This is a genomic window from Bacillus cereus group sp. MG1 (genome assembly GCF_040460035.1).
GTDB classification, from domain to species: domain Bacteria; phylum Bacillota; class Bacilli; order Bacillales; family Bacillaceae_G; genus Bacillus_A; species Bacillus_A cereus.
Genome location: NZ_JARVGY010000001.1, coordinates 3,831,925 through 3,852,914 on the forward strand (window position 1 = coordinate 3,831,925; position 20,990 = coordinate 3,852,914).

The window sequence follows — 20,990 nt, forward strand, 5'->3', positions numbered from 1 at the left end:
GCTCTTTTTTTATTGGAAAACATCTCCCAGAATGGCTGTATTTACTGGTCTTTCAGTTTCATAGAATATGATACAGTGAAATGGAGGAGTGAGAATATAATGAAAGAATTAAAAGGAAAAATAGAAGATTATACTCGGTTTGGACAAATGCTTCTCGCTGTAAGTACATTGTTAATGGTTGGCTTATTGATTCCGAGTGGAGCAAAAGAGACAATCCAATTTTTTGTTATGATGGGGAGCATCGTTATATTTTTAAGCTTATCGTTCTTTTTCTTTCAGCGTGTGAAAGTGATGCGTGACCAGCTAGAGGAAAATGAATGTGAATAATATTGTTAACTAGAGCGCAGCGAAAAGAAAAAATCTTTTTGTCGCGCTTTTTGTTTTTGTAGGAAAATATATGTGTTTCGTGTTGACAATGATAATCCTTATCAATTAAAGTATAATAGTAGTTAATGATTATCATTATCAATTAGAGGTGAAGAAATGAAGAAATCTATTACGCTATTTACAGCGATTTTATCCATTTTTTTCTTGTTAATAGGTTGCAGTGCCAAAGGGGACGAAAAAGCGTCTGCAACCAAAACAGAAAAAGGAAAAGAGAAAATCGAAATTACCGACCTATCAGGAAGAAAGGTAACATTCGATAAAGTGCCAGAAAGTTTTGCAACATTAAGTATGGGGGACATGGATATTATTCATGCTTTAGGTGGAAAAATAGTAGGTCGCCCGGATACGAAATTAACTCTTCCAGAGGAGTTAAAGAAAGCACAAGTAATTGGGAATGCACATCAACCGAATTTTGAGCAAATTGCTAGTTTGAAGCCCGATGTACTTGTTGCTAACAATGGATTCCAAAAGAATGTGCCAACGGTTGAAGGACAAGGAACGCAAGTTATCATTTCTTCTGCGAATTCTGTACAAGATATTCAAAAGAATATTGAATTATATGGAACGGTAATGAAGAAAGAAGATAAAGCAAAAGAAATTAATCAAAAAATGAATGATCAAATGAAGAAATATGAGAAAAAAAGTGATGTGAAAGCATTGCTAGTGTATGGCGCACCAGGAACTTATTTAGCGGCATTACCAACATCTTTATCAGGTGATATTTTAGAAAAAACAGGCGGAAAAAATATTGCTTCTGATTTTCCAGAAACGAAAGAATATCCGCAATATGCACAGCTAAGTGTAGAACGTATTATTGAGGCGAATCCAGATGTCATTTATTTAATTACACACGGAGATCCAAAAAGTGTGAAAAAAGCATTTGAAGGCGAAATGATGAAAAATGAAGCGTGGAAAAATTTAGAGGCAGTAAAACAAAACCGCGTAGTTATTTTGCCACCTGATTTATTTGGATCTAATCCTGGTACAAAAGTTACAGAAGCAATGGACTTTATGTATAAAAGTATACAAGATGTAAGGAAATGATACGTATGGAAAGTAGTGAAGTAGTAAGAGAAAAGGAACATCCTTTTGCGAAAAAAAGATGGATAATAGCAGTTACTTTAGTTGTATTAACAATCCTAGGTCTCTTTTACGGTCTCTTCGCAGGAAGTTTATCCTTTTCTGTACGAGATATTTTAACAGGTATACAAGAGGAAGGTTCGACAGTTCATCGAATTGTATGGGATCTTCGCATACCGAGAGTGCTCATTGGGTTTATAGTAGGAACATGTTTAGCTGCATCTGGTACACTGCTACAAGGGGTTATGAGAAACCCTCTTGCAGATCCTGGTATTATCGGAGTTTCATCTGGGGCAGGCCTTGTAGCAATTGTCATCATGATTTTATTCCCACAGCATCTAGCTTTTTTACCACTAGGGGCGTTTTTAGGAGCTTTCATAACAGCAATGGTTATTTATGCTTTATCATGGCAAAAAGGGGCATCACCTTCAAGAATCGTCTTAGTAGGGGTGTCGATCAATGCATTAATTGGTGCAGCAACGTCAGCATTAATGTTATTACATAGTGACAAAGTACAATCGGTGTTACCGTGGCTAGCGGGCGGTATTGGTGGTGTAAGTTGGGCACATTTAAACATGATTATTTATTATGCAATATTCGCCATTATATTAGCTTTCTTTGGTATTAAGCATATTCGAGTGTTAATGCTTGGAGATGAAATGGCAAAGTTATTAGGACATAACGTGGAAAAAAGTCGGTTTTATTTAATCGTAGTAAGTACATTATTAGCTGGAATTGCAGTAAGTGTGTCTGGTCTTATTGGATTTGTCGGTCTTGTCGTACCACATATGCTACGTTTATTAGTTGGAAATGATTATAGATATTTGCTACCTTTATCATGCCTTGGCGGCGGGGTATTACTTGTTTTTGCGGATGCAATAGCTCGAAGTTGGTTTGACCCAATCGAATTGCCTGTTGGTATTTTACTGTCCTTCTTAGGTGGTCCGTTCTTCTTATATTTAATTCATAGAGGAGGAAAACAAAGTGATTTCCGTTAACAAAGTGTTTTACGCACACTCTGAAAGATTTCAAATGCAAAATATGAATGTACATATTAAGGTTGGAGAAATCGTTAGTTTAATTGGTCCGAATGGATCGGGAAAATCTACTTTGCTTCGTTTAATAGCAAGGCTACTGAAACAAAGCGAAGGGGACATCATTTTAGATGGGAAAAATATTCATATGATGAAGAGTGCTGATGTAGCGAAGCAATTAGCAATGTTACCACAAATGCATGATCATCAATTAGATTTAACAGTGAAAGAACTAATTGAGTTCGGAAGAGGTCCACATAAATCATGGAGTAGCCACTTAAATAAAGAAGATGAAGAAATTGTTGATTGGGCATTGTCTGTTACAAATCTTGAAGGGTATGAATATCGTCTTTTACATTCTTTATCAGGAGGGGAACGGCAACGTGCTTGGATTGCGATGACGCTAGCGCAACGTACAAATGTCTTATTATTGGATGAACCAACAACCTTTTTAGATATCGTTCACCAGTTGGAAGTAATGGAACTTGTTAAACGATTAAATGAGGAGTTTGGAATGACAATTATAATGGTTTTGCATGACATTAACCAAGCTGCTCAATATAGCGATCGTTTACTTGTATTAAAGCGAGGAAAAATTCAGTATGATGGTATACCAGAAGAAGTACTATGCCATGAAATGTTTCAACATGTGTTTGGCATAGATGTAGATATTTTTCAGGGAAGTGACAAGCCTTTTTTTACACCGAAACGAATTTCTAAAAGGGGAGAAGAGCGATGCAAGCAGAAGAGCGTATTACCATTGAATTAGTAAGAGAATTTGTTATGGCAGCTCACGGGGATTTAGAGAAAGTACAAGAGCTATTGGTTGAATCACCAAGCTTACTTCACGCCTCTTATAATTGGGGTGGATCAGATTGGGAAAGTGCGTTAGGCGCATCGGCACATGTAGGTCGTAAAGATATTGCTCTTTATTTACTAGAAAAGGGTGCTCGGATGGATATTTTTGCAGCAGCTATGCTTGGTGAATTAGAAGTTGTACAAGCTATTTTAGTAGCTCAACCAGAAGCATTGCGTGCATCTGGTCCTCATGGTATTTCTCTTCTTCAACATGCACGAATGGGTGGAGAGAAATCTAAGCGTGTATATGATTATTTAGCAATACTATTTTAATGAACGGAAGAAGTTCTTATGTGCGGTAAACTTTTCACTTGAAACAATTGGAAAGTTTACCGCCCGTTAGAACGGGATAAGTATCTAGTATATTTGAAAATCCTACACCCCCCTCAATTGTAGTTTTCTTTATGCTAGTTATGATATGGATGCAGTGGACAATATTTGTCTACTGCTTTTTTCGTTTCTATAAGATTGAATATTCTGTGTTATGTAGTTGATTCATTTATAATAAATGGTAACATTTATTGTGCATACAAAATATGATCGTGAAATTAAGAATAAATTAGTGGGAAGGAGTGAAGGAATGTTTCATACAGACCGTTTACAAATTCGTAAATATACAATGGATGATTTACAGTTCTACGCTTCACTATGGGGAAACGAAAAAGTAATGCGCTATATTGGAAACGGGAAGTTAAAAACATATATGCAATGTAAAAAAAGTTTGGAGGAGTGGGTAATTCCTAGCTATAAAAACGGCCTCGGTTTATTTGTATTAATTGAAAAGGAAACGGGAATACGGATTGGTCATGCAGGATTAGTAAAGCAGCAGATAGATGGAAAAGAGGAAATTGAAATTGGTTATTGGTTATTACCTCAGTATTGGGGAAAAGGCTATGCGAAAGAAGCAGCGGCAGCATTTCGAGACTATGGCTTCCAAGCGTTAAGAATGAATAAATTGATTTCTCTTATTAATCCGGATCACCCCGCCTCAATCTTTGTTGCTAGAAAAACGGGGCTTAGTTATGAGAAAACAACTTCATTTCATGGGATGGATGTTCTCGTTTATTCCATTAGGCGCGTTGGATGAAAAAAGGTTAATTGCATTTTTTGAAGAATGGTATATAAAAATAAAGGGGGGATTACATGTACATTTATCATAATGGACTTATTATTCGTGAGGGAACGAATGGTGTACCTGCATATGCAATTAAGACTTTATTTGAAGATGCCGGTTGGAGCAATGATAATATCCCTTCTTGGCAAATTGAAAAATTCACGATAGCATTTGAAAATTCAACATGGGCATTCACAATTTGGGATGAAGAAGAGATGATTGCCATGGTTAGAGTCGTTTCTGATGGAATCATGGTCGCGAACATAGTAAATTTAGTTGTGAAATGTGAATATAGAGGGAAGGGATTAGGTAAGAAACTTGTCGCTCTTTGCTTGCAAAAGCTACCACATGGTGACTGGTTTGCACATACTTCTGCGAACAATTTTGATTTTTATAGAAGCTGTGGATTTGAAGTTAGAGAGCTATCGAGAAATGGAACATGTGCGTATTATGGATATCAAGTCGCGAAAAGAGATGGTCACCGATAAATGAATGAAAAGTAAAAGTTTAGCGAGGTAATTTTGAGGATTTGATAATAGAGAATGGATTGAGGCACATTTTATGATAAAATAAAAGAAAATTCTGTTTATTATTAGGGGGATAAAAATGAGTATAAAAGTTGGGGATGTATTTAAATATGAAAGAAGATTTACTGAGGAAGAGGTGTTTGAATTTGCAAATATTACCGGAGATAAAGGTAGACACCATGTGGAATATGATGAAAATGGAAGATTAATGGTCCATGGTTTATTGACTGCTAGCATTGGAACGAAAGTAGGCGAAGAATTACATTACATAGCAAGAGAATTAGTAAGTGAGTTTATTAGACCAGTTTTCACAGGAGATACGATCACTTGTGAATTAACTTTAACAAATGTTGAGCAAATGGAAGGCTATAAAAAAGTTTCAATCGAGTCAGTTTATCGCAATCAACACGAAAAGACTGTACTAGTGGGGACAAGTTATGGAATTATAAGGGGATAAAAAAGAAGCCTGTTTAGCAGGCTTCTTTTTTATTATTTAGTAAACACGTTTTCGATTTTCCGCATAACTAGAGATGAGTAGTAATGCAGTTTCTTCTCCTATATTACGAACAATATGAGGAACGCATGCATTCCATGAGAAAGAATCACCTTCTTCTACAATTGCAATATCTTCACCGTGCTGAACTTCTAGTTTTCCGCGTAATACAAGGTGACATTCTTCCCCTTCATGGGCATTTGGTGAGTTTTCTTTCGGGAATCCAGTAGGGATTTCTACTAAAGATAGGCGAAGGCCCCCTTGCTCCGCAACATGTTCAATTCTTTGCTCATCTTTGCCGTATACACTGTATTTCCGTTCTTCTTTTTTGACAATTTTTAATCGATCTTTTTGCTCTAACAATAAATAGGGAAGGGGAACGTTTAAAAAATTGGAGATCGTTTCTAAAGTTGAGATAGATGGTGATGTTTTATTATTTTCAACCTGACTCATAAATCCTTTAGAAAGACCTGTTCCCTCACAAATTTGTGCGATTGTTATGCCCCTACGTTGACGAATTTCACGTATTGCAGAACCAATATTCATAAAATCAAGCTCCTTTTTGTAAACAACTATTTGTATCATAGCAAAAAAAATATATTTTTTCCCAGTGAAAATGAATTGACGAATAAAAAAAATTAGTGTATGTTTTGTAATGTAAATAAAAGTTTTGTATAATAAAACTATAAAGGAGAGAAAGAAATGAATCAACATATTGGTAACTTAATTATTCGTATCGTGTTAGGGGTAACATTCTTCATGCACGGTTTAACAAAATTCCAATCAGGAATTGACAATATTGCAGGGTGGTTTACAAGCATTGGTTTACCAGGAGGACTTGCATACGGTGTAGCAACATTTGAATTAGTTGGAGGCCTATTATTAATTCTAGGTTTAGGTGTAAGATATATTGGATTATTATTTGCACTTGTTATGGTTGGAGCAATCGTAAAAGTGAAATGGTCAGCTGGTTTATTGGGAGATGGAAAAAATCCTGGTTTCGAATTAGAACTTGCATTATTAGCAATGGGTGCATACTTATTTGTTGCAAAAGCTGATGGTTTTGTAGATAATTTCTTAAAAGAAAAAATGTCAAAGAAGAACTAATTTAAATGGGGGGCTAACAAGATGAGTTTTCAACTTCATCCCGATACAACACTGGATGTTGTTCATTTATACGTATCTAATGTAAAGAAATCACTAGAGTTTTATACGGAAGTACTAAGTATGAAGGTGCTAAAAGAAGAAAAAGCAGTCGTTACATTTGGGAATGAAAATGATGAACCACTTCTTATCATTGAAGAAAAGAAAGAAGCTTTTCCGAAGCAAAGAGGAAGAACAGGGTTATATCATTACGCAATTTTATTACCAAGTAGGCAGGATTTAGCGAATGTTCTTCGTCATCTTGTAGAAATGGTATATCCACTACATGGTGGGGCCGATCATTACTTTAGTGAAGCTCTTTATTTAGCTGATCCAGATGGAAACGGGATTGAAATTTATCATGATCGACAAAAAGAAGTTTGGCGTGATGAGAATGGAGAGCTCCCATTTGTTAGTAACCCGTTAGCTGGTGAAGAATTATTGCAGCAAGGAAGTACATGGAGTGGATTTCCAGCTGGTACTGTGATGGGGCATATTCATTTCCATGTAGCTGATTTAGAGGAAGCGAAACGTTTCTATGTTGATGGTCTTGGTTTTGAAGTAACAATCCCAGCTCGTAATGGAGCGTTGTTCGTATCAGCAGGTGGCTATCATCACCATATCGGTTTAAATACATGGCAAGGTGAAGGGGTACCACCGCAAATGCCAGGTTCTGTTGGTTTGAAATATTTCACAATTGTATTAGCGGATGAAAAACAAAAAGAGCAAGTATGTGAAAGCTTAAAAAATATTGGTAAGATTGCTACGTACAAAGATGGAATATTACAAGTCGAGGATCCATTTGGACATTGTATCCATTTCCAAATAAAAGGAGAAGCCTAAAAAGGCTTCTCTTTTTTATTTTCTTATAATTGCATTTTCGTTTTGTAAAAATAGTTCATCAAATTGTTTTGCAAGCTCAAAATCTAGTTTCGTTAAACCTTTTGCATTCCAAGATGACAAAGTAATAATAACTGCTTTATACTGGATAAGGATAAATGGATGGTGATTATGTTCTTCTGATAGTTTGGCGGCTTCAGAGACAAATTCGACTCCTTTTAAGTAGTCGGAAAACATATATTTTCGTTCAATCCATTTCTCATCTTTTACCATCCATTTATCTACCTTCAATAATTCCTCGTGAACTTCTTCTTCAGTTAATCTTAGCATCATTTTTCACATCCTTTATTGGAAGTAACGCAAGACCATTGTTAATAAGGCGTGTTACAGCTTCGTCAGTTGTGAAAGTAGAAAGTTGATGTAGTAATGCTGCAGATGTTTCATGCCCTTTGTTATGCTCTAAAAGTAACTCTAATACTTCAAGGCGCAGCAACCATTCTTTCGCATAAAATTTATTTAATACTTCTTGAATTGCTACTAATTGATCGATATGCGCGTCGTGTAAAATCCCCTCACTTCGAATATCTCGAACTGTTTGATACATACGCTCGAGTTCATTCAGTACAAGCGGAGCAGGAATTTCTTGAACTTCTTCATCCATTGGGAAAAATGCTGCTGCATCTGCGGCACCTGGGAATACTGAAGTGATTTGTGAGCCAACAGCCATATCAAATGCGCCCCATGAGGCATCAAATAAAACGCGGGCGTTATAAGTAACTGTGCAATCGATAAAGGAAATAAGAGCAATTTTCTTATCATTTTTCACAATATCTGTTACTGTTCCTTTTACATGAATACCACTTGCAAAAGTAAACTCAGCGATAGTTCCAATTTTAATTCCTAATGATTGTAGTTGTTCGTCTGTACAATTTTCTAATGCAATATTTTCAGTAAGTAATCCAATCGGTGTTCCAAATCCGTCACTGTGTACAGAAGTAGAATGATTCGCTAACTGTTTATTATGAAGCGCTAATGCCGTTGGCGAATTTGTTCGCATGTAAATTAATTCACCTGCATCGTTTTCAATTGTCTCGCTAAATGTACCTGTAATTTGTAATCCACTATTTAGCTCAGCTGTTGCATAGTTCTCAGAGCGAATTGCTTTTTCTAAACCTTCTTTTCCACCTGTTTTAAAGGCCATCGTTTTAGAAAATGTTTCAAGCGCATCTGTTAATTCTTCAAAGGATTCACAAACAAATAGTTGTGGTTGCATTTTTGTTACGTCATAAGTTGTCCCTGTACATGCTTCGATAGAAAATGGAACCTTTTCTACAGCGTCTGTTAAGCAATGTTTGCTTTCGCCAACAGAAGAAAGGAGACCAGCACCATATATCTTTGGATCATCTATATTTCCGATCAATCCATATTCTACTGTCCACCAGAAAAGACGTGAAATTTGTTCAGCTTCCGATAAACCAGAAACTAAGTTTTGTTTTTCAATTACAGCATTTTCAGCAGCCTTAACTTCATCAGGAGTAGAAGTAGGGCTTTCTTTTACTATCGTTAATGTACGAACAGCTTCAAATGCATCATGTTCTTCTTTTGTAGAGAAAGCTTTTGCACCAATTTGCCCAAAACGTTTCACATATTTTGCATATGTAGGATCAAGTAAAATCGGTGCGTGTCCTGCGGCTTCATGTACGATATCTGGAGCTGGTGTGTACTCGATATTTTCTACTTTCCGGATATCTGTTGCAATCGGTAGTAATCCGTGTCCTTGAAAATCGAAGAATGCTACGCCAGGAATAAGTCCGTCAATTGTTACAGCGCCCCAGCCGCTTGGTGCCAAACACTCATTCATTTCTTCTACTTTTGGAATTGCATCTATATTAATACCAGATGATTGTAGTCCGTTCACATAGGCTGGATGAGCAACGTCTTTTAAGAAGCTATGATTTTGTCTCATAATGTAACGCCACACAGCGTGATTCACCGGTGTGTATTGATCATAATGTTGTGTGGATACAAATGGTTTTAAATGCGATGGAATTTCTGTTTTCTTTGTCATTTAGACATCCTCCTTTTTTTCAATAAAATTGAATATCGATTTCGTATAGCTTGTATCACCCCCTTTCATTTTTTTGTAAGCGCTTATAAAATTTTATCATAAGATTCGGAATTATTTAACATATGTTTCTGTGATAAATAGAAAAAGCCCCTATCGGAAAATCCGATAGGGGCGAAAGAATCGCGGTACCACCCTATTTGTAAGTGAAAATATACTTACATCTCAATTAATGATAACGGAAAAATTCCGTCTTTTCCTCCATGCATAAAAGCATTACGAAAAAGAAGCTCCAGAATTGTAATTCATACTTATATATGTGCTAATTTCCACCGACCATTAGCTCTCTGTAACAGGGATATAAGATACTACTGCGATTCTTTCAACGCGTATATATGAAATTGTGTAAGAGGATGGATGCAAAAAAGTCCCTATCGGAAAATCCGATAGGGACGATAAAAATCGCGGTACCACCCTATTTGTAAACAACTAATTGTTTACCACTCACTTTACGATAACGGAAAGATCCGTCTTTCTCTTCATGCATAAAAAGCATTACGGGAAAGAAGCTCCAGAATTGTAATTCACGCTTGTATATGTACTGATTCGCACCAACCATCAGTTCTCTGGGACAGTGATATAAGTCGCTACTAGCATTCCTTCAAAGCCGATATATAATTCGTTAAACTAAACTATGTTTTGTATTATAAAACTATATTAAAAAAATTGTCAACAAAAATTTTTTATCCCGTGTTAATGAGCAGTAAAATTCCTACCTCAAAATTCGGTGGGAGAATAATTGCCCGTAACCCCCGATTGGTGAAGGCTAATAATCAGTGGGGATGAACAAAATCTCTACTGATTAAGGTTTCACTTTATTTCACTTCTAAATTAACAGTTAAATTAGAGGTATTGCCAGCTGCATCAGTTGCTACAATGTGAATAGTATTTTTTTCTTCGTGTAATTGAGTGCGATCGAAATAAATGTCATAGCTTTTCTCCCAAGGGTTCAGGAATGCCTGTTCCCATACACCATTTCCGTTAATTTCATATTGCATTCTCACTGGAATACCAGGTGCTTTTTTTAGCTCAGCATGATAAGACTGAGCATTACTATTTTGTAAATCTGGAGCATGCTGAATATTACTTTGAGCAGCGAGAGGTGCATGTTGCAATTCTACAATTACTGATATTTCTTTTGTTGTTTTCGTTTCAACATTTTGAGCAATTTTATGTTCTCCCCACTGTTCAATCGTTGTTTTTAATTGTGGACTAAATTGCTTCTCCTTTTGTAGTGATTCAGCATGAGCGCTTAAAGCTCCAAAACTAGAAAAGACAAGCGCCATGCTTAATAGTGTAGATGTAGTTTTTTTCATTGATACTCCCCCTAATAAAAAGTGACAATATTCAGAAATTAAATCTTACATTTTAGTTATAACTTATAAATATAAATGTTGGCTAAACTATACTTTCAACATAATTCATACCAATCCTCTATGAATTGAAAATTTCTTGGGAAATTTTTTCTGATTATGTCGAATCGATATTTTTCACATATTGTAGGAAGAAAGTGAGGAATGCTATGAGGGAAATGGAGTGATGGTATGAAAAGGCTAATAGTAAGTGGTAGTGTAGTGTTGTTTATGTTTTTGTGTTCTATCACTATTACTAGCGCAGAAAATAATAGTGTGAAAGTTGCTTTTATTCGTCATCATAACCTTTGGATTAAAGTTGAGGGGAAAGAAAAACAACTTACAAAAGGAGAGAACATAACAGGGCCAAAGTGGTCACATGATGGAGAATGGCTGGCATATGTAAAAGGGAAGAAACAAAATATTCTTGAGTTATATCGGCTGAAAGATGGAAAGAAAGTTACGCCGTTTCACTCAGAAGCATCGAATTATCAATGGTCACCAACAGAAAATATAATTGCATTTATATTTACAGGTACATTAAATACATTTGATGTAGAAAAAAAGAATGCAGATTTTGAAAATGTATCGGCTGGTGTAGGGGATTATGCATGGTACCCCGATGGAAAGAACTTTCTTGTATCCTCTGAAGCGCACTTACTTCCAACAGGATGGACAGGGGCTCAGCTATATGAAGTGCAAAAAGATGCACATATGAATCCTCACAAAATGAAGCATTTGTATGCATTGCCAAATCAACATGATGATTTCCTAGCGCTAGTAGCAAGTGGCTTTAAGTGGTCACCAGATCAAAAGTGGATTTCATTTTTAGCAGTACCGACAGCTTCATGGTCAGCTGATAGTAATACGCTTTGCTTAGTTCGTGCAGATGGCAGTCGGTTTGAAAAAGTAGATCAAATGTTACTAAACGCACAATGGTTTCAATGGGCACCATCAAAAAATATATTAGCTTATATTGAAGGGAGCGGAAGAGTTGCATTAGAAAATAAGCATTTAAAAGTAAAGGAATTGCCAGCACTTCAGCAGAACATATTTACGCCGAAAGGATATGTTGATTGGGATTTTGTACGGAAGAACGATAGAGTAATTATCGTTTCACGAGCAAAGGAGGCAGGGATAGAAACTCCACCAGAAAAAAGGCCACTACCATCTTTGTATGAGGTCGATAGTACAAGTAATGCACAGCATCAAATCACAAAGAAAAAGAACAAGCAAGGGGATTACCACCCGATCTTCATGAAGAAGAGTAATCAATTAATTTGGATACGTTCAGACCGTAAGAAAGCGGATGTATGGCTTGCTCATAAAGATGGGAAACAGGAAAAGAAGTGGATTGAAAATATAGATGTACCAGCGTGGTATTATGAGAAATGGAATTGGGAAAATGTCATCTCGGTGAAATAACAATAAAAAACTGCCTAAAAGATCATTTTAGGCAGTTTTTTATTGTTATTTATGCGTTTTATTTGGCTTTTTTTTCGCTGGGTTTCCGTTCCCTTGGCGCTTTCTATTTTGTTCATCTTTTGCTTGTTTTTCATGTAGTGTATCTAAAAATTCATTCGAGTTACTCATTTTTCTATCACTCCTTTCATTTCGTCCTAATTACTATAACCATTTAGGAGGATAATCATGAGTTAGAAGTTAGGCACTTAATTTTCTTCGATAATGTAAGTAAAATATTCCATACATAACAAATAGCATGAGTAAAACTTGTAACTCTACATTTTCCTTTAAAATAGCTGCGATAGGGTCTGGTAAGTACGGTGATTTATCGTTTGTGTTTAAACCTAACCATTTATTTAAGAGGCTAATGGTACAAAACATAAAAACACCGGACCAGCTTGCCGTAATTGCTTTTTGTTTAATTTTTGTTTCACGTTCATCATCTGTAATCCAAGGATTAGCAGTTTTATCCCGCATTAACGGGCAGTAAGACCCCCACCTCAAAATTCAGCGGAGGCAAAGAAGTTAGGTGGGGATCAACTGTCCGTAAAAGCCCGATTGGTTCAACTAATAATCCGTGGGGGATGAACAAAACCCCCACGGATTAAAGTTTCACTTTATCACTACTAAAAAATCCATTTATGTATCCCCATATAATCATTCCAATTAAGATGGTTATCCATTTCATATTTTTTGATTCACTTCTCCCTTGTAAAAAGTGTTTTACATATCAGTTTTTCATATAGCAGGAATAAAGTATAAGATAGGGAAGAAATATGTAAGAGGATTTCATAAAGAGAGGAGGAAGAGGATGAAAATCGTTTTTGTTCGGCATGGTGAAGGTGAACATACAACGGATTTACCAGAAAGTTTACAAGTGTTTGACCCACCATTGACGAGAGTAGGAAAGGCTCAAGCTAAATTACTTCAATGCAATGTGCCATTGCAAGAGACGGATATATTAATTGTTAGTCCTACACTTAGAACTTTGCAAACGGCGACAATATGGAGTGCGAAAGTTGCTTGTCAAAAACTAGTCCATCCATATGTATCCCCACGTATTTTTCCTTATCGAGAAGGAGCGAAAACATTACCGTGCGATTATATAGTAGATCAGGGAATGATAACAAAGTTATTTCCGCATTTTTCGATAGAGAAAAGCTCAAATAATCAGTTATGGAAGGAAGGTATAAACACTATTTCAGAGAATAGTTTTCAGCAAATAGTAGATGAATTTCTTCTTTGGTGTTATGAACTGGGTGCTGAAAGAATTTGCATTGTATCTCACGATGGAACAATTACAGCATATAGGCAATATTTACAGAAAGTCGTTTTAACTAGATCAGATTTTTTGAAAGAAAGGGGCATATATGAAATGGATTTATCCCATAAAATTCTGATTGATAAGGGCTGATTATAGGATGGGGGTTGTATGTTGAATATTGCATTAGTAGTTGGTTTTAATTCGGATTTAGAAGCGCAATCAATTCGAGCATCTCTTGAATATTTTGGTGCAAGGGTTGTGACATATTGGATTGGTAGACCGAAAGATTTTGTGGAAGTTCTTTCTGGAAAGAACTTATTTAACAATATTAATTATATTATTTTTTGCTTTCATGGTGAAGAAGGGAAGTTTGTCATGGAAGAGTTAGGCGAAGAAGTATATGAACAAGATGAACCGAGAGGGGATTTTGGTACAGAAGAAATTTATAAATATGCAAAATTGCATAATACACATATTGTAAATAGCGGGTGCACGTTAGGGGAGCAAAATCTAGCAAAATCTTTTTTACATAGTGGTGCGAAATCATATATTGGATCGATTGATTATGTAGATGGAAATGCAGCACTTATGTTTACTATACGCTTATTTTATGGGGTTATTAACCATGGGAAAACGTTAGAAGAAGCGTTTCAAGAAGCGAGTTTAATTGATGAGGAGACACATACATTTCGATTCTATAATTAGTGTGAAACAAGTTTATTCTATATTCGAATAAACTTGTTTCACATTTAACTCACATTTTTTTTACATTTTTTTCAATGAAAATGGTTATCACTTGTGGTATGATATGTTCAAGTTTTTACAGGTAATAAAAGTTACTATATAAACGTTAGTTTTTAATGTTTCATACGCATGTCACAGATTATTCATAATTAACGTTTGAAAAATAAGTAACTAATGTTATTATATTATCTGTAACTAACTTAATTACAACTTTAGGAGGAAGATATGGTTATTCAATTTTTAAGAGAAAACAAAGCAGTTTCTTTTGCATTAGCAGTAATTCGAGTATATCTTGGTTACACATGGTTAATGGCTGGAATCGGTAAACTACAAGGAAAAGGATTCGATGCAACAGGTTATTTGCAAGGGGCAATTGAAAAATCTAAAGGTGCACAACCGGCTGTTCAATCTTGGTGGGCATCATTCTTACAAGAATTTGCAATTCCAAATGTAGATTTGTTTAATACACTTGTAACATGGGGAGAAATTTTAGTCGGAATTGGTTTAATTGTAGGCTGTTTAACAAAAACAGCGGTCTTTTTTGGTCTTGTAATGAACTTTTCCTATATGTTTAGTGGGTCAATTGGTGTGAACCCTGAGATGGTTATCTTATCTATGTTTGTTCTTGTTTCCGGTATGAACGCTGGGAAATTTGGAATGGATGGCTTCGTTATCCCGAAAGTATTAGGATCAAAAACTCCAAAACGCCAAAAGCAAGCTGCTTAATATATGAAAACGGGTATCTCATTTTGAGATACCCGTTTATGTTATTTTTCAACTTTAATCGGATTGTTCTTAAAGAAATCTTTTACATACCCGACAAATTCTTGTGGTTCTTGGCGAAATGGTGCATGATAACCTTTTTCAATAATATGTAAAGTGCTATTTTTTAAGAATTGATGATACGTTTCTCCTTCTTTCCAGGAAACGCTACTATCATTTCTGCCCCATATAATTAAAGTTGGCTGTTTTATTTCATTTGCATTAATTTTAAGACGTCTAGGCCATAATTTCATTTTATTATAATGCTCTTCATCATTACGTTTGAATTTCACTTTGCTTTCATCATAATCTGTAATAGAAGAAACGGCATTTAAATCAGTCGACAATTGTGGTTTTGGTGAGCCTTGTTTATTAACGAATGTATGAGGGCCACCTGTAGCATCAGTTAAAATAAGGTGAGTAACTGCTTCAGGATATAAATATGTTAAATTTAGAGAAATTTCTCCCCCCATGGAATGCCCCAGTATTGCGAATGAATCATACCCTAGTTTTTTCATTAATTTATAATACAAATTTGCATGAGTTGGAAAAGAATAATAAAAATCCATTGGCTTAGATGAGCGCCCGAATCCTAAAGCATCTACAGAAATAATTGTATGATCTTTTGCTAAATCGGAGTAAATCTTTTGAAAACCATCTGATGACCCTCCAAAGCCATGAATCATAAGTAAAGGTGGTTTTTCATTACCAATCTTTTTAAAGTAAATGGTTTGACCATCTATTTCTACCATTTTTTCCTCGGTAGCTAGTTTCGCTGTAATTGTATTTTTAACTTGTTTTACTTGTTCTACTGGCTTTTCTGCTGCACTACATCCTACTAATAGTGTAAGAGTAAGACAACCTACCATAAAATAGCTAAATCGCTTCAATTAGGTGTCTCCTTTCTAACATAACGCTGTATCTATCATAGCAAATAGCATATTACGATTTCCAGGAAGTTGGCTACCATTTTTTATCATAAGAGGTGAAAGGAGCGTTTCTTGGAAATTTTCTGTTTGAAGAAATTGACGAAATGTAAATTGTGAGTGTGGAACATCAATTCGTACTATACCATTCCAACATTCACATATCTTTTTTAATAATTGGATAGCATCTTCTTCTTGCTGGGCGATAAGTGGATTGATACATAATATATTGCCCTTTTGTATGCATAATGAAAAAGCTTCTATACAGTTATTTCTTTCAATTTTAAAAGAGTGTACGGCCCTTGGTAATAGCAAAGAGTAAAGTAGAGAACGATTCATACCAGTTGCAATTTGATCCAGAGAAGTAACAGGTATAAGGTCTTCTTCTTGTACTTGTTGTAAGTGAGAAGGGTACGTCTTAATAGTTTGCTTTTCAAAACGATGAATCGTTGTTGCTGTTTGAAATCCGCATGATGTGTATAGAGGTTCGCCAGCTTTTGTCGCAATAAGTGCAATGGGTTGTTTTGGATGAATTTGTTCCAAGCAATGATTTAGCAACATGCGCCCTATTCCGCGTCCTTGAAAATTAGGGTGAACAATTAACATACCAATGGAAGCGAAGTTACTTGTAAAGGGAAATACTCCTCCAGTCGCAATGAGTTTGTTTTCATGAATGTAACCTACAAGTGTGCCGATAGAAAGATACATTTCGAATTGTTTTTTCATAAAAATTTCATCGTGTAACCATCCAACAGATTTGCAAAGATTAAGTAATTCAAAAATAAAAGATTCATTTAGCTTTACTATTTTCATAAAGGCTCACCGCATTTCTATTTATTTTCATAAACATAGAGTCAAAATGTAAAAAAAGAGATTTACGTTAAATGAAATCCAACTTGTTTATATTTAAATTGTAAAGGGCGGAATGATTGATACAAAAAGACAAACTTATACAAATTATAACTGATATTTACATAAGTTAACAAAAAATTTACATACAGCTAATTTTCTCTTAATAGTCTTCCATTAAATTTGATAGTGGGAAATGAATAACCTAATTAGGGGGACAAGACAGTGAAAAAGTTTGTGAAAAAAGCATGGCCATTTGCAGTTGTGGCATCATTAGCAGTTACTTCGGTAGCAACATGGAATTTTACTCGTTCTAGTGAGGTTAATGCAGATGAGAACGGAAGCAATGCAAAGATTAAAAATGTTATCGTATTAATTGGGGATGGTATGGGTCCTTCATATATGACGGCTCACCGTTATATGAAAGATAATCCAAAAACCTTTGAAATGGAATCTACAGAATTTGATAAGCATCTTGTAGGAACACAAAAAACATACCCAGAAGATGAACATGAAAATATTACAGACTCTGCATCGGCAGCAACAGCTATGTCAGCAGGAATTAAAACATATAATGCTGCAATTGCAGTTGATAATGATAAAGCGGAAGTGAAAACAGTTCTTGAGCAAGCGAAAGAAAAAGGGAAATCAACGGGACTCGTTGCAACTTCTGAAATTACACATGCAACACCAGCTGCTTTCGGTGCGCATGACATTAGCCGTAAAAATATGGACGCAATTGCAAATGATTATTTTGATGAGAAAATTAAAGGGAAGCATAAGGTAGATGTTATGCTTGGCGGCGGCGTAAAGAACTTTGTTAGAAAAGATCGTAATCTTACAGAAGAGTTTAAGAAATCTGGTTATAGCTATGTAACGGATCGAGATCAATTGTTAAATGATAAAAATGATCAAATTCTTGGTTTATTTGCACCAGGTGGATTAGATAAAATGATTGACCGCAATGAGAAAACACCTTCATTAGAAGAAATGACTAATGCAGCAATTGAGCGTTTGAACAAAAATAAAAATGGTTTCTTCTTAATGGTGGAAGGAAGTCAAATCGACTGGGCTGGACATGATAATGATATTGTTGGTGCAATGAGTGAAATGGAAGACTTCGAAAAAGCTTTCAAAGCAGCGATTGAGTTTGCGAAAAAAGATAAAAATACGTTAGTTGTTGCAACGGCAGATCACGCTACTGGTGGCTTATCTTTAGGTGCCAATGGCGAGTATAACTTTAAAGTAGATCCAATTAAAGCTGCAAAACGCACACCAGACTTTATGGCAAATGAGATTGCAAAAGGTGCAAATGTAGAAGAAACATTGAAAAAGTATATTGATTTACAATTAACTCCAGAAGAAATTCAAGCTGTAAATGATATAGCTCCGTCAAAAGATGTAACAAAGATTGATAATGCAATTGAAGATATTTTCAATAAGCGCTCGGTTACAGGCTGGACAACAGGTGGACATACAGGGGAAGATGTGAACGTGTATGCATTTGGTCCAGGTAAATACTTGTTCTCTGGCGTTCAAGAGAATACAAATATAGCGAAACGTGTCTTTGATATTGTTGGTGGCGGTGATCCGAATAAAGGAAGACGCTAATTAAGAGCGAAAGTGAGGCGAACTGCCTCGCTTTTCTTTTTAGGAGTTGGAAATATGAAAAAAATATTTGCGAAATTAAGATTCCTTCTAGCATTTGTAGTATTACTAGTTGGATGTCAACAAGAAGAGAATAATGTAGCACAAAAATCTACTACTAAAAAAACTGAGGAAAAGGTACAAATAACAAAAGAAGAAGAGAAATCTATTCAAGATGTTATTCATACATTTGTGCGAACGACCAATGAAAAAAATCTTGCAGAACATATGGAGTTATTTTCAAAGAAGATGCCTAGTGCTGAAGACTTAAAAACACAAAAAGAAGCCGCATTTCAAAAGGGAAATAAGAAAATTGAATTGGAACATATAGATATGAAAGTTAGTAAAGTAGGGTATGTTATTGTTGAAACGAAAGAAAAGGAAGTAGACGACAGTATTACTCTTCAAAAGAAAGTACAGTATGCCCTTGGAAAAGAAGAGGATAAATGGAAGATTGAAGAGGTTCGAACAATAGAGAAAAAATAACGTGAAACTTTAATAAGTGTGGAGTCATACTTCCCAAAAATGATAGAAAAAAGGTTCTCATTGGCGAGAACCTTTTTTTATAGTGGTAGCATAATTTGATTTGAACATGCCTCAATATCATCAATATCTTGACGAATTGTGGCCATTTTATTATCCAGATCTTCAGCTTTCATTGCTGCATCATGTAGTTCATCTTTTAAATACTCCGGTATTTTCCCTTCATATTTATAATAAAGTTTGTGTTCTAAACTTGCCCAAAAGTCCATTGCCAGTGTACGTAACTGAATTTCTGCAAATACATCTTTTGTACCAGAATTTAGTGATAAAGGGTATTTAATGATCATGTGTAAACTTTTATATCCGTTTCGTTTTGGGTTAGCGATATAATCTTTTACTTCTATGACTTCCATATCTTCGCGTTTTTGAATGACTTCTTTCAAATGATAGATATCTTCTACGAAGCAACATGTAATACGAATACCAATAATATCTTGTAAATGTGTTTGAGCATTTTCAACTGTTGGTAATAAGCTTTTGCGCTCTAGTTTTTTAATAATACTTTCAGGTTGTTTTAGTCTTGTTTTTATATGTTCAAACGGGTTGTAATCCTCTAGAAATTGAGCTTCCCGGTTCATAATTTCAAATTTAGTTTTTAACTCTTCTAAAGCAAATGTATATGGTAATACAAAAGCTTTCCAGTAGTTAACTGTTGATTGATTATATTCCATTTATATACACACCTTTTCCTATTTGCAAGTGAGGTCGTTATTATACTAAATACCAAATCATATAAGCGCAAGCAGCAAATGATGAGATCATAAAGCGATATTTAGTTTTCATACTTTCAACTCCTTTCGAGTAAGATTTTATATAAATAAACGTGATTGTTAATAAGTTCACTATGTACAGTTTCTATAGTAATAGATTCGTGTGAATTTCGTATGAACTAATTGTTTCAGCTTTTTGTCTTTTTTGCTGTTAATCATAATTATTATTCGGATTTAAAGTGTTTTTATTTGATTTATCTATTTGTATAAATTAATGTATATTTAAATTTACAGTTATCGAGGAGGATATATGGTGAACTTTGAAGAATTAGCAATTGCTAGACGTTCTGCAATGAAATTTATACAAGGTATAGAAATCCCTGATGAGGATTTTAAAAAAATATTTGAGTTAACTAAGCTTTCTCCATCTTGCTATAATTTGCAGCACACACATTATGTTGTAATTCGTGATCAAGAGCGAAAAGAAAGATTAAAAGAATTAGCTTTCGGTCAATATAAAGTATCGAGTGCATCAGCGGTAGTGCTCGTTTGTGGTGATAAAAAAGCATACCAAAATGTTGAAAATATTTACTTCGGTATGAAAGTTTTAAAAATGATTGATGAATGTGAATATGAAGATACAATTAGGCAAACGAAAGGTTTATATGAAGGAAAAGGAGAGCGTTTCATGGAGGATGAAGCGATTAGAAATGCTTCGTTAAGCGCGATGACTTTTATGTACGCAGCTAAATATTATGGCTATGATACATGTCCAATGATTGGTTTCGATGAAAAAGCAGTACAAAGTGAATTAAATATGCCGGAGCATATAGTACCTGTTTTAATGATTACGATAGGAAAAAGTGATACGACTAAAACTCGCCCACGAGGATATCGAAAGCCGATTAGTGAGTTTGTTACATACGAATCGTTTTAATAAAGTGAAACTTTTAATCAGTGGGGGGTCTTACTGCCCGTTAATGCGGGAGAAAATTTATTTAACTATAAAAACAAGGGGATTCTAAATGGAATCTTCTTGTTTTTGCAATTGACAAATGGAATGAAGTTTTATAATATATAAATCGTAATCATTACGTTTTAGTTGCGATTTTTGAAAGAAAGGAGAAT

At 35.1% G+C, this 20,990-nt stretch carries 25 protein-coding genes, 1 pseudogene and 2 other annotated features; of the genes and pseudogenes, 17 read left to right on the top strand and 9 right to left on the bottom strand.

Annotated features, from left to right (window positions below; genetic code table 11):
* The first annotated feature begins 99 nt into the window (after nucleotides 1-99).
* The 8 genes from QCI79_RS20215 (at nucleotide 100) to QCI79_RS20250 (ending at nucleotide 5,457) form a co-directional block, all read left to right on the top strand.
* Nucleotides 100-327 (top strand): YrhC family protein, encoded by a 228-nt coding sequence (locus QCI79_RS20215; RefSeq protein WP_000661265.1) that lies wholly within the window; start codon nucleotides 100-102, stop codon nucleotides 325-327.
* Nucleotides 328-483: 156 nt separating this feature from the next.
* Nucleotides 484-1,431: an ABC transporter substrate-binding protein gene (locus QCI79_RS20220; protein WP_000748457.1), complete on the top strand. Its 948-nt coding sequence runs from the start codon at nucleotides 484-486 to the stop codon at nucleotides 1,429-1,431.
* A gap of 5 nt (nucleotides 1,432-1,436) precedes the next feature.
* The gene (locus tag QCI79_RS20225) at nucleotides 1,437-2,465 is read left to right on the top strand and encodes a FecCD family ABC transporter permease (protein WP_002132647.1); all 1,029 of its coding nucleotides are present in this window, start codon (nucleotides 1,437-1,439) and stop codon (nucleotides 2,463-2,465) included.
* Complete coding sequence (locus QCI79_RS20230) at nucleotides 2,452-3,270, top strand: ABC transporter ATP-binding protein (RefSeq protein WP_000626551.1); 819 nt, start codon at nucleotides 2,452-2,454, stop codon at nucleotides 3,268-3,270. The genes QCI79_RS20225 and QCI79_RS20230 overlap by 14 nt, the downstream gene beginning before the upstream one ends.
* Nucleotides 3,237-3,632 carry an ankyrin repeat domain-containing protein gene (locus tag QCI79_RS20235; protein WP_021728410.1) on the top strand — a complete coding sequence of 132 codons (396 nt, stop codon included), beginning with the start codon at nucleotides 3,237-3,239 and terminating at the stop codon, nucleotides 3,630-3,632. Before QCI79_RS20230 ends, QCI79_RS20235 begins: the two co-directional genes overlap by 34 nt.
* A gap of 235 nt (nucleotides 3,633-3,867) precedes the next feature.
* On the top strand, nucleotides 3,868-4,446 hold the full coding sequence (locus QCI79_RS20240) for a GNAT family N-acetyltransferase (protein ID WP_106001063.1): 579 nt from the start codon (nucleotides 3,868-3,870) through the stop codon (nucleotides 4,444-4,446).
* Nucleotides 4,447-4,502: 56 nt separating this feature from the next.
* Nucleotides 4,503-4,961, top strand: coding sequence for a GNAT family N-acetyltransferase (locus tag QCI79_RS20245; RefSeq protein ID WP_000276118.1), 459 nt, complete (start codon nucleotides 4,503-4,505; stop codon nucleotides 4,959-4,961).
* Nucleotides 4,962-5,079: 118 nt separating this feature from the next.
* Complete coding sequence (locus QCI79_RS20250; protein WP_000025015.1) at nucleotides 5,080-5,457, top strand: hotdog family protein; 378 nt, start codon at nucleotides 5,080-5,082, stop codon at nucleotides 5,455-5,457.
* Between the two features lie 36 nt (nucleotides 5,458-5,493).
* Here the strand turns inward: QCI79_RS20250 and QCI79_RS20255 are convergent, their stop codons facing one another.
* Nucleotides 5,494-6,039, bottom strand: coding sequence for a helix-turn-helix domain-containing protein (locus tag QCI79_RS20255; protein WP_001020693.1), 546 nt, complete (start codon nucleotides 6,037-6,039; stop codon nucleotides 5,494-5,496).
* Between the two features lie 156 nt (nucleotides 6,040-6,195).
* On the opposite strand from QCI79_RS20255, the gene QCI79_RS20260 reads away from it, so the two are divergent.
* Together QCI79_RS20260 and QCI79_RS20265 are read left to right on the top strand one after the other, a co-directional pair.
* Nucleotides 6,196-6,600 (top strand): DoxX family protein, encoded by a 405-nt coding sequence (locus QCI79_RS20260; RefSeq protein WP_001071553.1) that lies wholly within the window; start codon nucleotides 6,196-6,198, stop codon nucleotides 6,598-6,600.
* A 21-nt stretch (nucleotides 6,601-6,621) separates the two neighbouring features.
* Nucleotides 6,622-7,479 (top strand): VOC family protein, encoded by an 858-nt coding sequence (locus QCI79_RS20265; protein ID WP_000009844.1) that lies wholly within the window; start codon nucleotides 6,622-6,624, stop codon nucleotides 7,477-7,479.
* Nucleotides 7,480-7,494: 15 nt separating this feature from the next.
* On the opposite strand, the gene QCI79_RS20270 is transcribed toward QCI79_RS20265, so the two are convergent.
* The 3 genes and pseudogenes from QCI79_RS20270 to QCI79_RS20280 all read right to left on the bottom strand — a co-directional run.
* A complete protein-coding gene (locus QCI79_RS20270) occupies nucleotides 7,495-7,809 on the bottom strand; it encodes a 4a-hydroxytetrahydrobiopterin dehydratase (protein WP_000979538.1) in 315 nt (104 codons plus the stop codon).
* Nucleotides 7,790-9,544, bottom strand: coding sequence for an aromatic amino acid hydroxylase (locus QCI79_RS20275; RefSeq protein WP_000163190.1), 1,755 nt, complete (start codon nucleotides 9,542-9,544; stop codon nucleotides 7,790-7,792). Before QCI79_RS20275 ends, QCI79_RS20270 begins: the two co-directional genes overlap by 20 nt.
* A 164-nt stretch (nucleotides 9,545-9,708) precedes the next feature.
* Nucleotides 9,709-9,936 (bottom strand) — a binding site (T-box leader).
* 50 nt (nucleotides 9,937-9,986) lie between these two features.
* Nucleotides 9,987-10,215, bottom strand: a binding site (T-box leader).
* Nucleotides 10,216-10,617: 402 nt separating this feature from the next.
* Nucleotides 10,618-10,917, bottom strand: a pseudogene (locus QCI79_RS20280) (hypothetical protein); the annotation flags it as partial.
* A gap of 228 nt (nucleotides 10,918-11,145) precedes the next feature.
* On the opposite strand from QCI79_RS20280, the gene QCI79_RS20285 reads away from it, so the two are divergent.
* Complete coding sequence (locus tag QCI79_RS20285; RefSeq protein ID WP_021728411.1) at nucleotides 11,146-12,378, top strand: TolB family protein; 1,233 nt, start codon at nucleotides 11,146-11,148, stop codon at nucleotides 12,376-12,378.
* Between the two features lie 45 nt (nucleotides 12,379-12,423).
* Here the strand turns inward: QCI79_RS20285 and QCI79_RS20290 are convergent, their stop codons facing one another.
* The gene (locus tag QCI79_RS20290; protein WP_000071866.1) at nucleotides 12,424-12,546 is read right to left on the bottom strand and encodes a DUF4023 domain-containing protein; all 123 of its coding nucleotides are present in this window, start codon (nucleotides 12,544-12,546) and stop codon (nucleotides 12,424-12,426) included.
* 69 nt (nucleotides 12,547-12,615) lie between these two features.
* A complete protein-coding gene (locus tag QCI79_RS20295; protein ID WP_002101335.1) occupies nucleotides 12,616-12,894 on the bottom strand; it encodes a hypothetical protein in 279 nt (92 codons plus the stop codon).
* Between the two features lie 334 nt (nucleotides 12,895-13,228).
* Here QCI79_RS20295 and QCI79_RS20305 point away from each other — a divergent pair, with 334 nt between their 5' ends.
* The 3 genes from QCI79_RS20305 to QCI79_RS20315 all read left to right on the top strand — a co-directional run bounded on the left by QCI79_RS20305 (nucleotide 13,229) and on the right by QCI79_RS20315 (nucleotide 15,151).
* Nucleotides 13,229-13,831, top strand: a complete 603-nt coding sequence (locus tag QCI79_RS20305) for a histidine phosphatase family protein (protein WP_000706244.1) — start codon at nucleotides 13,229-13,231, stop codon at nucleotides 13,829-13,831.
* A gap of 18 nt (nucleotides 13,832-13,849) precedes the next feature.
* Entirely contained in the window at nucleotides 13,850-14,386 is a 537-nt protein-coding gene (locus QCI79_RS20310; RefSeq protein WP_000931928.1) for a hypothetical protein, read from the top strand.
* 264 nt (nucleotides 14,387-14,650) lie between these two features.
* Complete coding sequence (locus QCI79_RS20315; protein WP_000236592.1) at nucleotides 14,651-15,151, top strand: DoxX family protein; 501 nt, start codon at nucleotides 14,651-14,653, stop codon at nucleotides 15,149-15,151.
* Nucleotides 15,152-15,192: 41 nt separating this feature from the next.
* Here QCI79_RS20315 and QCI79_RS20320 read toward each other — a convergent pair whose 3' ends face one another.
* Together QCI79_RS20320 and QCI79_RS20325 are read right to left on the bottom strand one after the other, a co-directional pair.
* Entirely contained in the window at nucleotides 15,193-16,077 is an 885-nt protein-coding gene (locus QCI79_RS20320; RefSeq protein ID WP_000819810.1) for an alpha/beta fold hydrolase, read from the bottom strand.
* Between the two features lie 15 nt (nucleotides 16,078-16,092).
* On the bottom strand, nucleotides 16,093-16,926 hold the full coding sequence (locus tag QCI79_RS20325; RefSeq protein WP_000706692.1) for a GNAT family N-acetyltransferase: 834 nt from the start codon (nucleotides 16,924-16,926) through the stop codon (nucleotides 16,093-16,095).
* Nucleotides 16,927-17,187: 261 nt separating this feature from the next.
* Between QCI79_RS20325 and QCI79_RS20330 the strand changes: the two genes are divergently transcribed.
* Nucleotides 17,188-18,573, top strand: a complete 1,386-nt coding sequence (locus tag QCI79_RS20330) for an alkaline phosphatase (protein ID WP_000714912.1) — start codon at nucleotides 17,188-17,190, stop codon at nucleotides 18,571-18,573.
* A 54-nt stretch (nucleotides 18,574-18,627) separates the two neighbouring features.
* Entirely contained in the window at nucleotides 18,628-19,095 is a 468-nt protein-coding gene (locus QCI79_RS20335) for a hypothetical protein (RefSeq protein WP_000717905.1), read from the top strand.
* A 77-nt stretch (nucleotides 19,096-19,172) separates the two neighbouring features.
* Here QCI79_RS20335 and QCI79_RS20340 read toward each other — a convergent pair whose 3' ends face one another.
* Entirely contained in the window at nucleotides 19,173-19,823 is a 651-nt protein-coding gene (locus tag QCI79_RS20340; protein ID WP_000456230.1) for a GTP pyrophosphokinase, read from the bottom strand.
* 349 nt (nucleotides 19,824-20,172) lie between these two features.
* On the opposite strand from QCI79_RS20340, the gene QCI79_RS20345 reads away from it, so the two are divergent.
* Entirely contained in the window at nucleotides 20,173-20,799 is a 627-nt protein-coding gene (locus QCI79_RS20345) for a nitroreductase family protein (RefSeq protein WP_000245978.1), read from the top strand.
* Nucleotides 20,800-20,990 lie beyond the last annotated feature (191 nt).

Coding starts and splice junctions, on each gene's coding strand:
- QCI79_RS20215 (WP_000661265.1), top strand. CDS start 100: ATGAAAGAATTAAAAGGAAAAATAGAAGATTATACTCGGTTTGGACAA.
- QCI79_RS20295 (WP_002101335.1), bottom strand. CDS start 12,894: ATGCGGGATAAAACTGCTAATCCTTGGATTACAGATGATGAACGTGAA.
- QCI79_RS20270 (WP_000979538.1), bottom strand. CDS start 7,809: ATGATGCTAAGATTAACTGAAGAAGAAGTTCACGAGGAATTATTGAAG.
- QCI79_RS20285 (WP_021728411.1), top strand. CDS start 11,146: ATGAAAAGGCTAATAGTAAGTGGTAGTGTAGTGTTGTTTATGTTTTTG.
- QCI79_RS20340 (WP_000456230.1), bottom strand. CDS start 19,823: ATGGAATATAATCAATCAACAGTTAACTACTGGAAAGCTTTTGTATTA.
- QCI79_RS20220 (WP_000748457.1), top strand. CDS start 484: ATGAAGAAATCTATTACGCTATTTACAGCGATTTTATCCATTTTTTTC.
- QCI79_RS20260 (WP_001071553.1), top strand. CDS start 6,196: ATGAATCAACATATTGGTAACTTAATTATTCGTATCGTGTTAGGGGTA.
- QCI79_RS20255 (WP_001020693.1), bottom strand. CDS start 6,039: ATGAATATTGGTTCTGCAATACGTGAAATTCGTCAACGTAGGGGCATA.
- QCI79_RS20290 (WP_000071866.1), bottom strand. CDS start 12,546: ATGAGTAACTCGAATGAATTTTTAGATACACTACATGAAAAACAAGCA.
- QCI79_RS20325 (WP_000706692.1), bottom strand. CDS start 16,926: ATGAAAATAGTAAAGCTAAATGAATCTTTTATTTTTGAATTACTTAAT.
- QCI79_RS20265 (WP_000009844.1), top strand. CDS start 6,622: ATGAGTTTTCAACTTCATCCCGATACAACACTGGATGTTGTTCATTTA.
- QCI79_RS20305 (WP_000706244.1), top strand. CDS start 13,229: ATGAAAATCGTTTTTGTTCGGCATGGTGAAGGTGAACATACAACGGAT.
- QCI79_RS20345 (WP_000245978.1), top strand. CDS start 20,173: ATGGTGAACTTTGAAGAATTAGCAATTGCTAGACGTTCTGCAATGAAA.
- QCI79_RS20250 (WP_000025015.1), top strand. CDS start 5,080: ATGAGTATAAAAGTTGGGGATGTATTTAAATATGAAAGAAGATTTACT.
- QCI79_RS20335 (WP_000717905.1), top strand. CDS start 18,628: ATGAAAAAAATATTTGCGAAATTAAGATTCCTTCTAGCATTTGTAGTA.
- QCI79_RS20275 (WP_000163190.1), bottom strand. CDS start 9,544: ATGACAAAGAAAACAGAAATTCCATCGCATTTAAAACCATTTGTATCC.
- QCI79_RS20240 (WP_106001063.1), top strand. CDS start 3,868: ATGGTAACATTTATTGTGCATACAAAATATGATCGTGAAATTAAGAAT.
- QCI79_RS20225 (WP_002132647.1), top strand. CDS start 1,437: ATGGAAAGTAGTGAAGTAGTAAGAGAAAAGGAACATCCTTTTGCGAAA.
- QCI79_RS20315 (WP_000236592.1), top strand. CDS start 14,651: ATGGTTATTCAATTTTTAAGAGAAAACAAAGCAGTTTCTTTTGCATTA.
- QCI79_RS20310 (WP_000931928.1), top strand. CDS start 13,850: ATGTTGAATATTGCATTAGTAGTTGGTTTTAATTCGGATTTAGAAGCG.
- QCI79_RS20245 (WP_000276118.1), top strand. CDS start 4,503: ATGTACATTTATCATAATGGACTTATTATTCGTGAGGGAACGAATGGT.
- QCI79_RS20235 (WP_021728410.1), top strand. CDS start 3,237: ATGCAAGCAGAAGAGCGTATTACCATTGAATTAGTAAGAGAATTTGTT.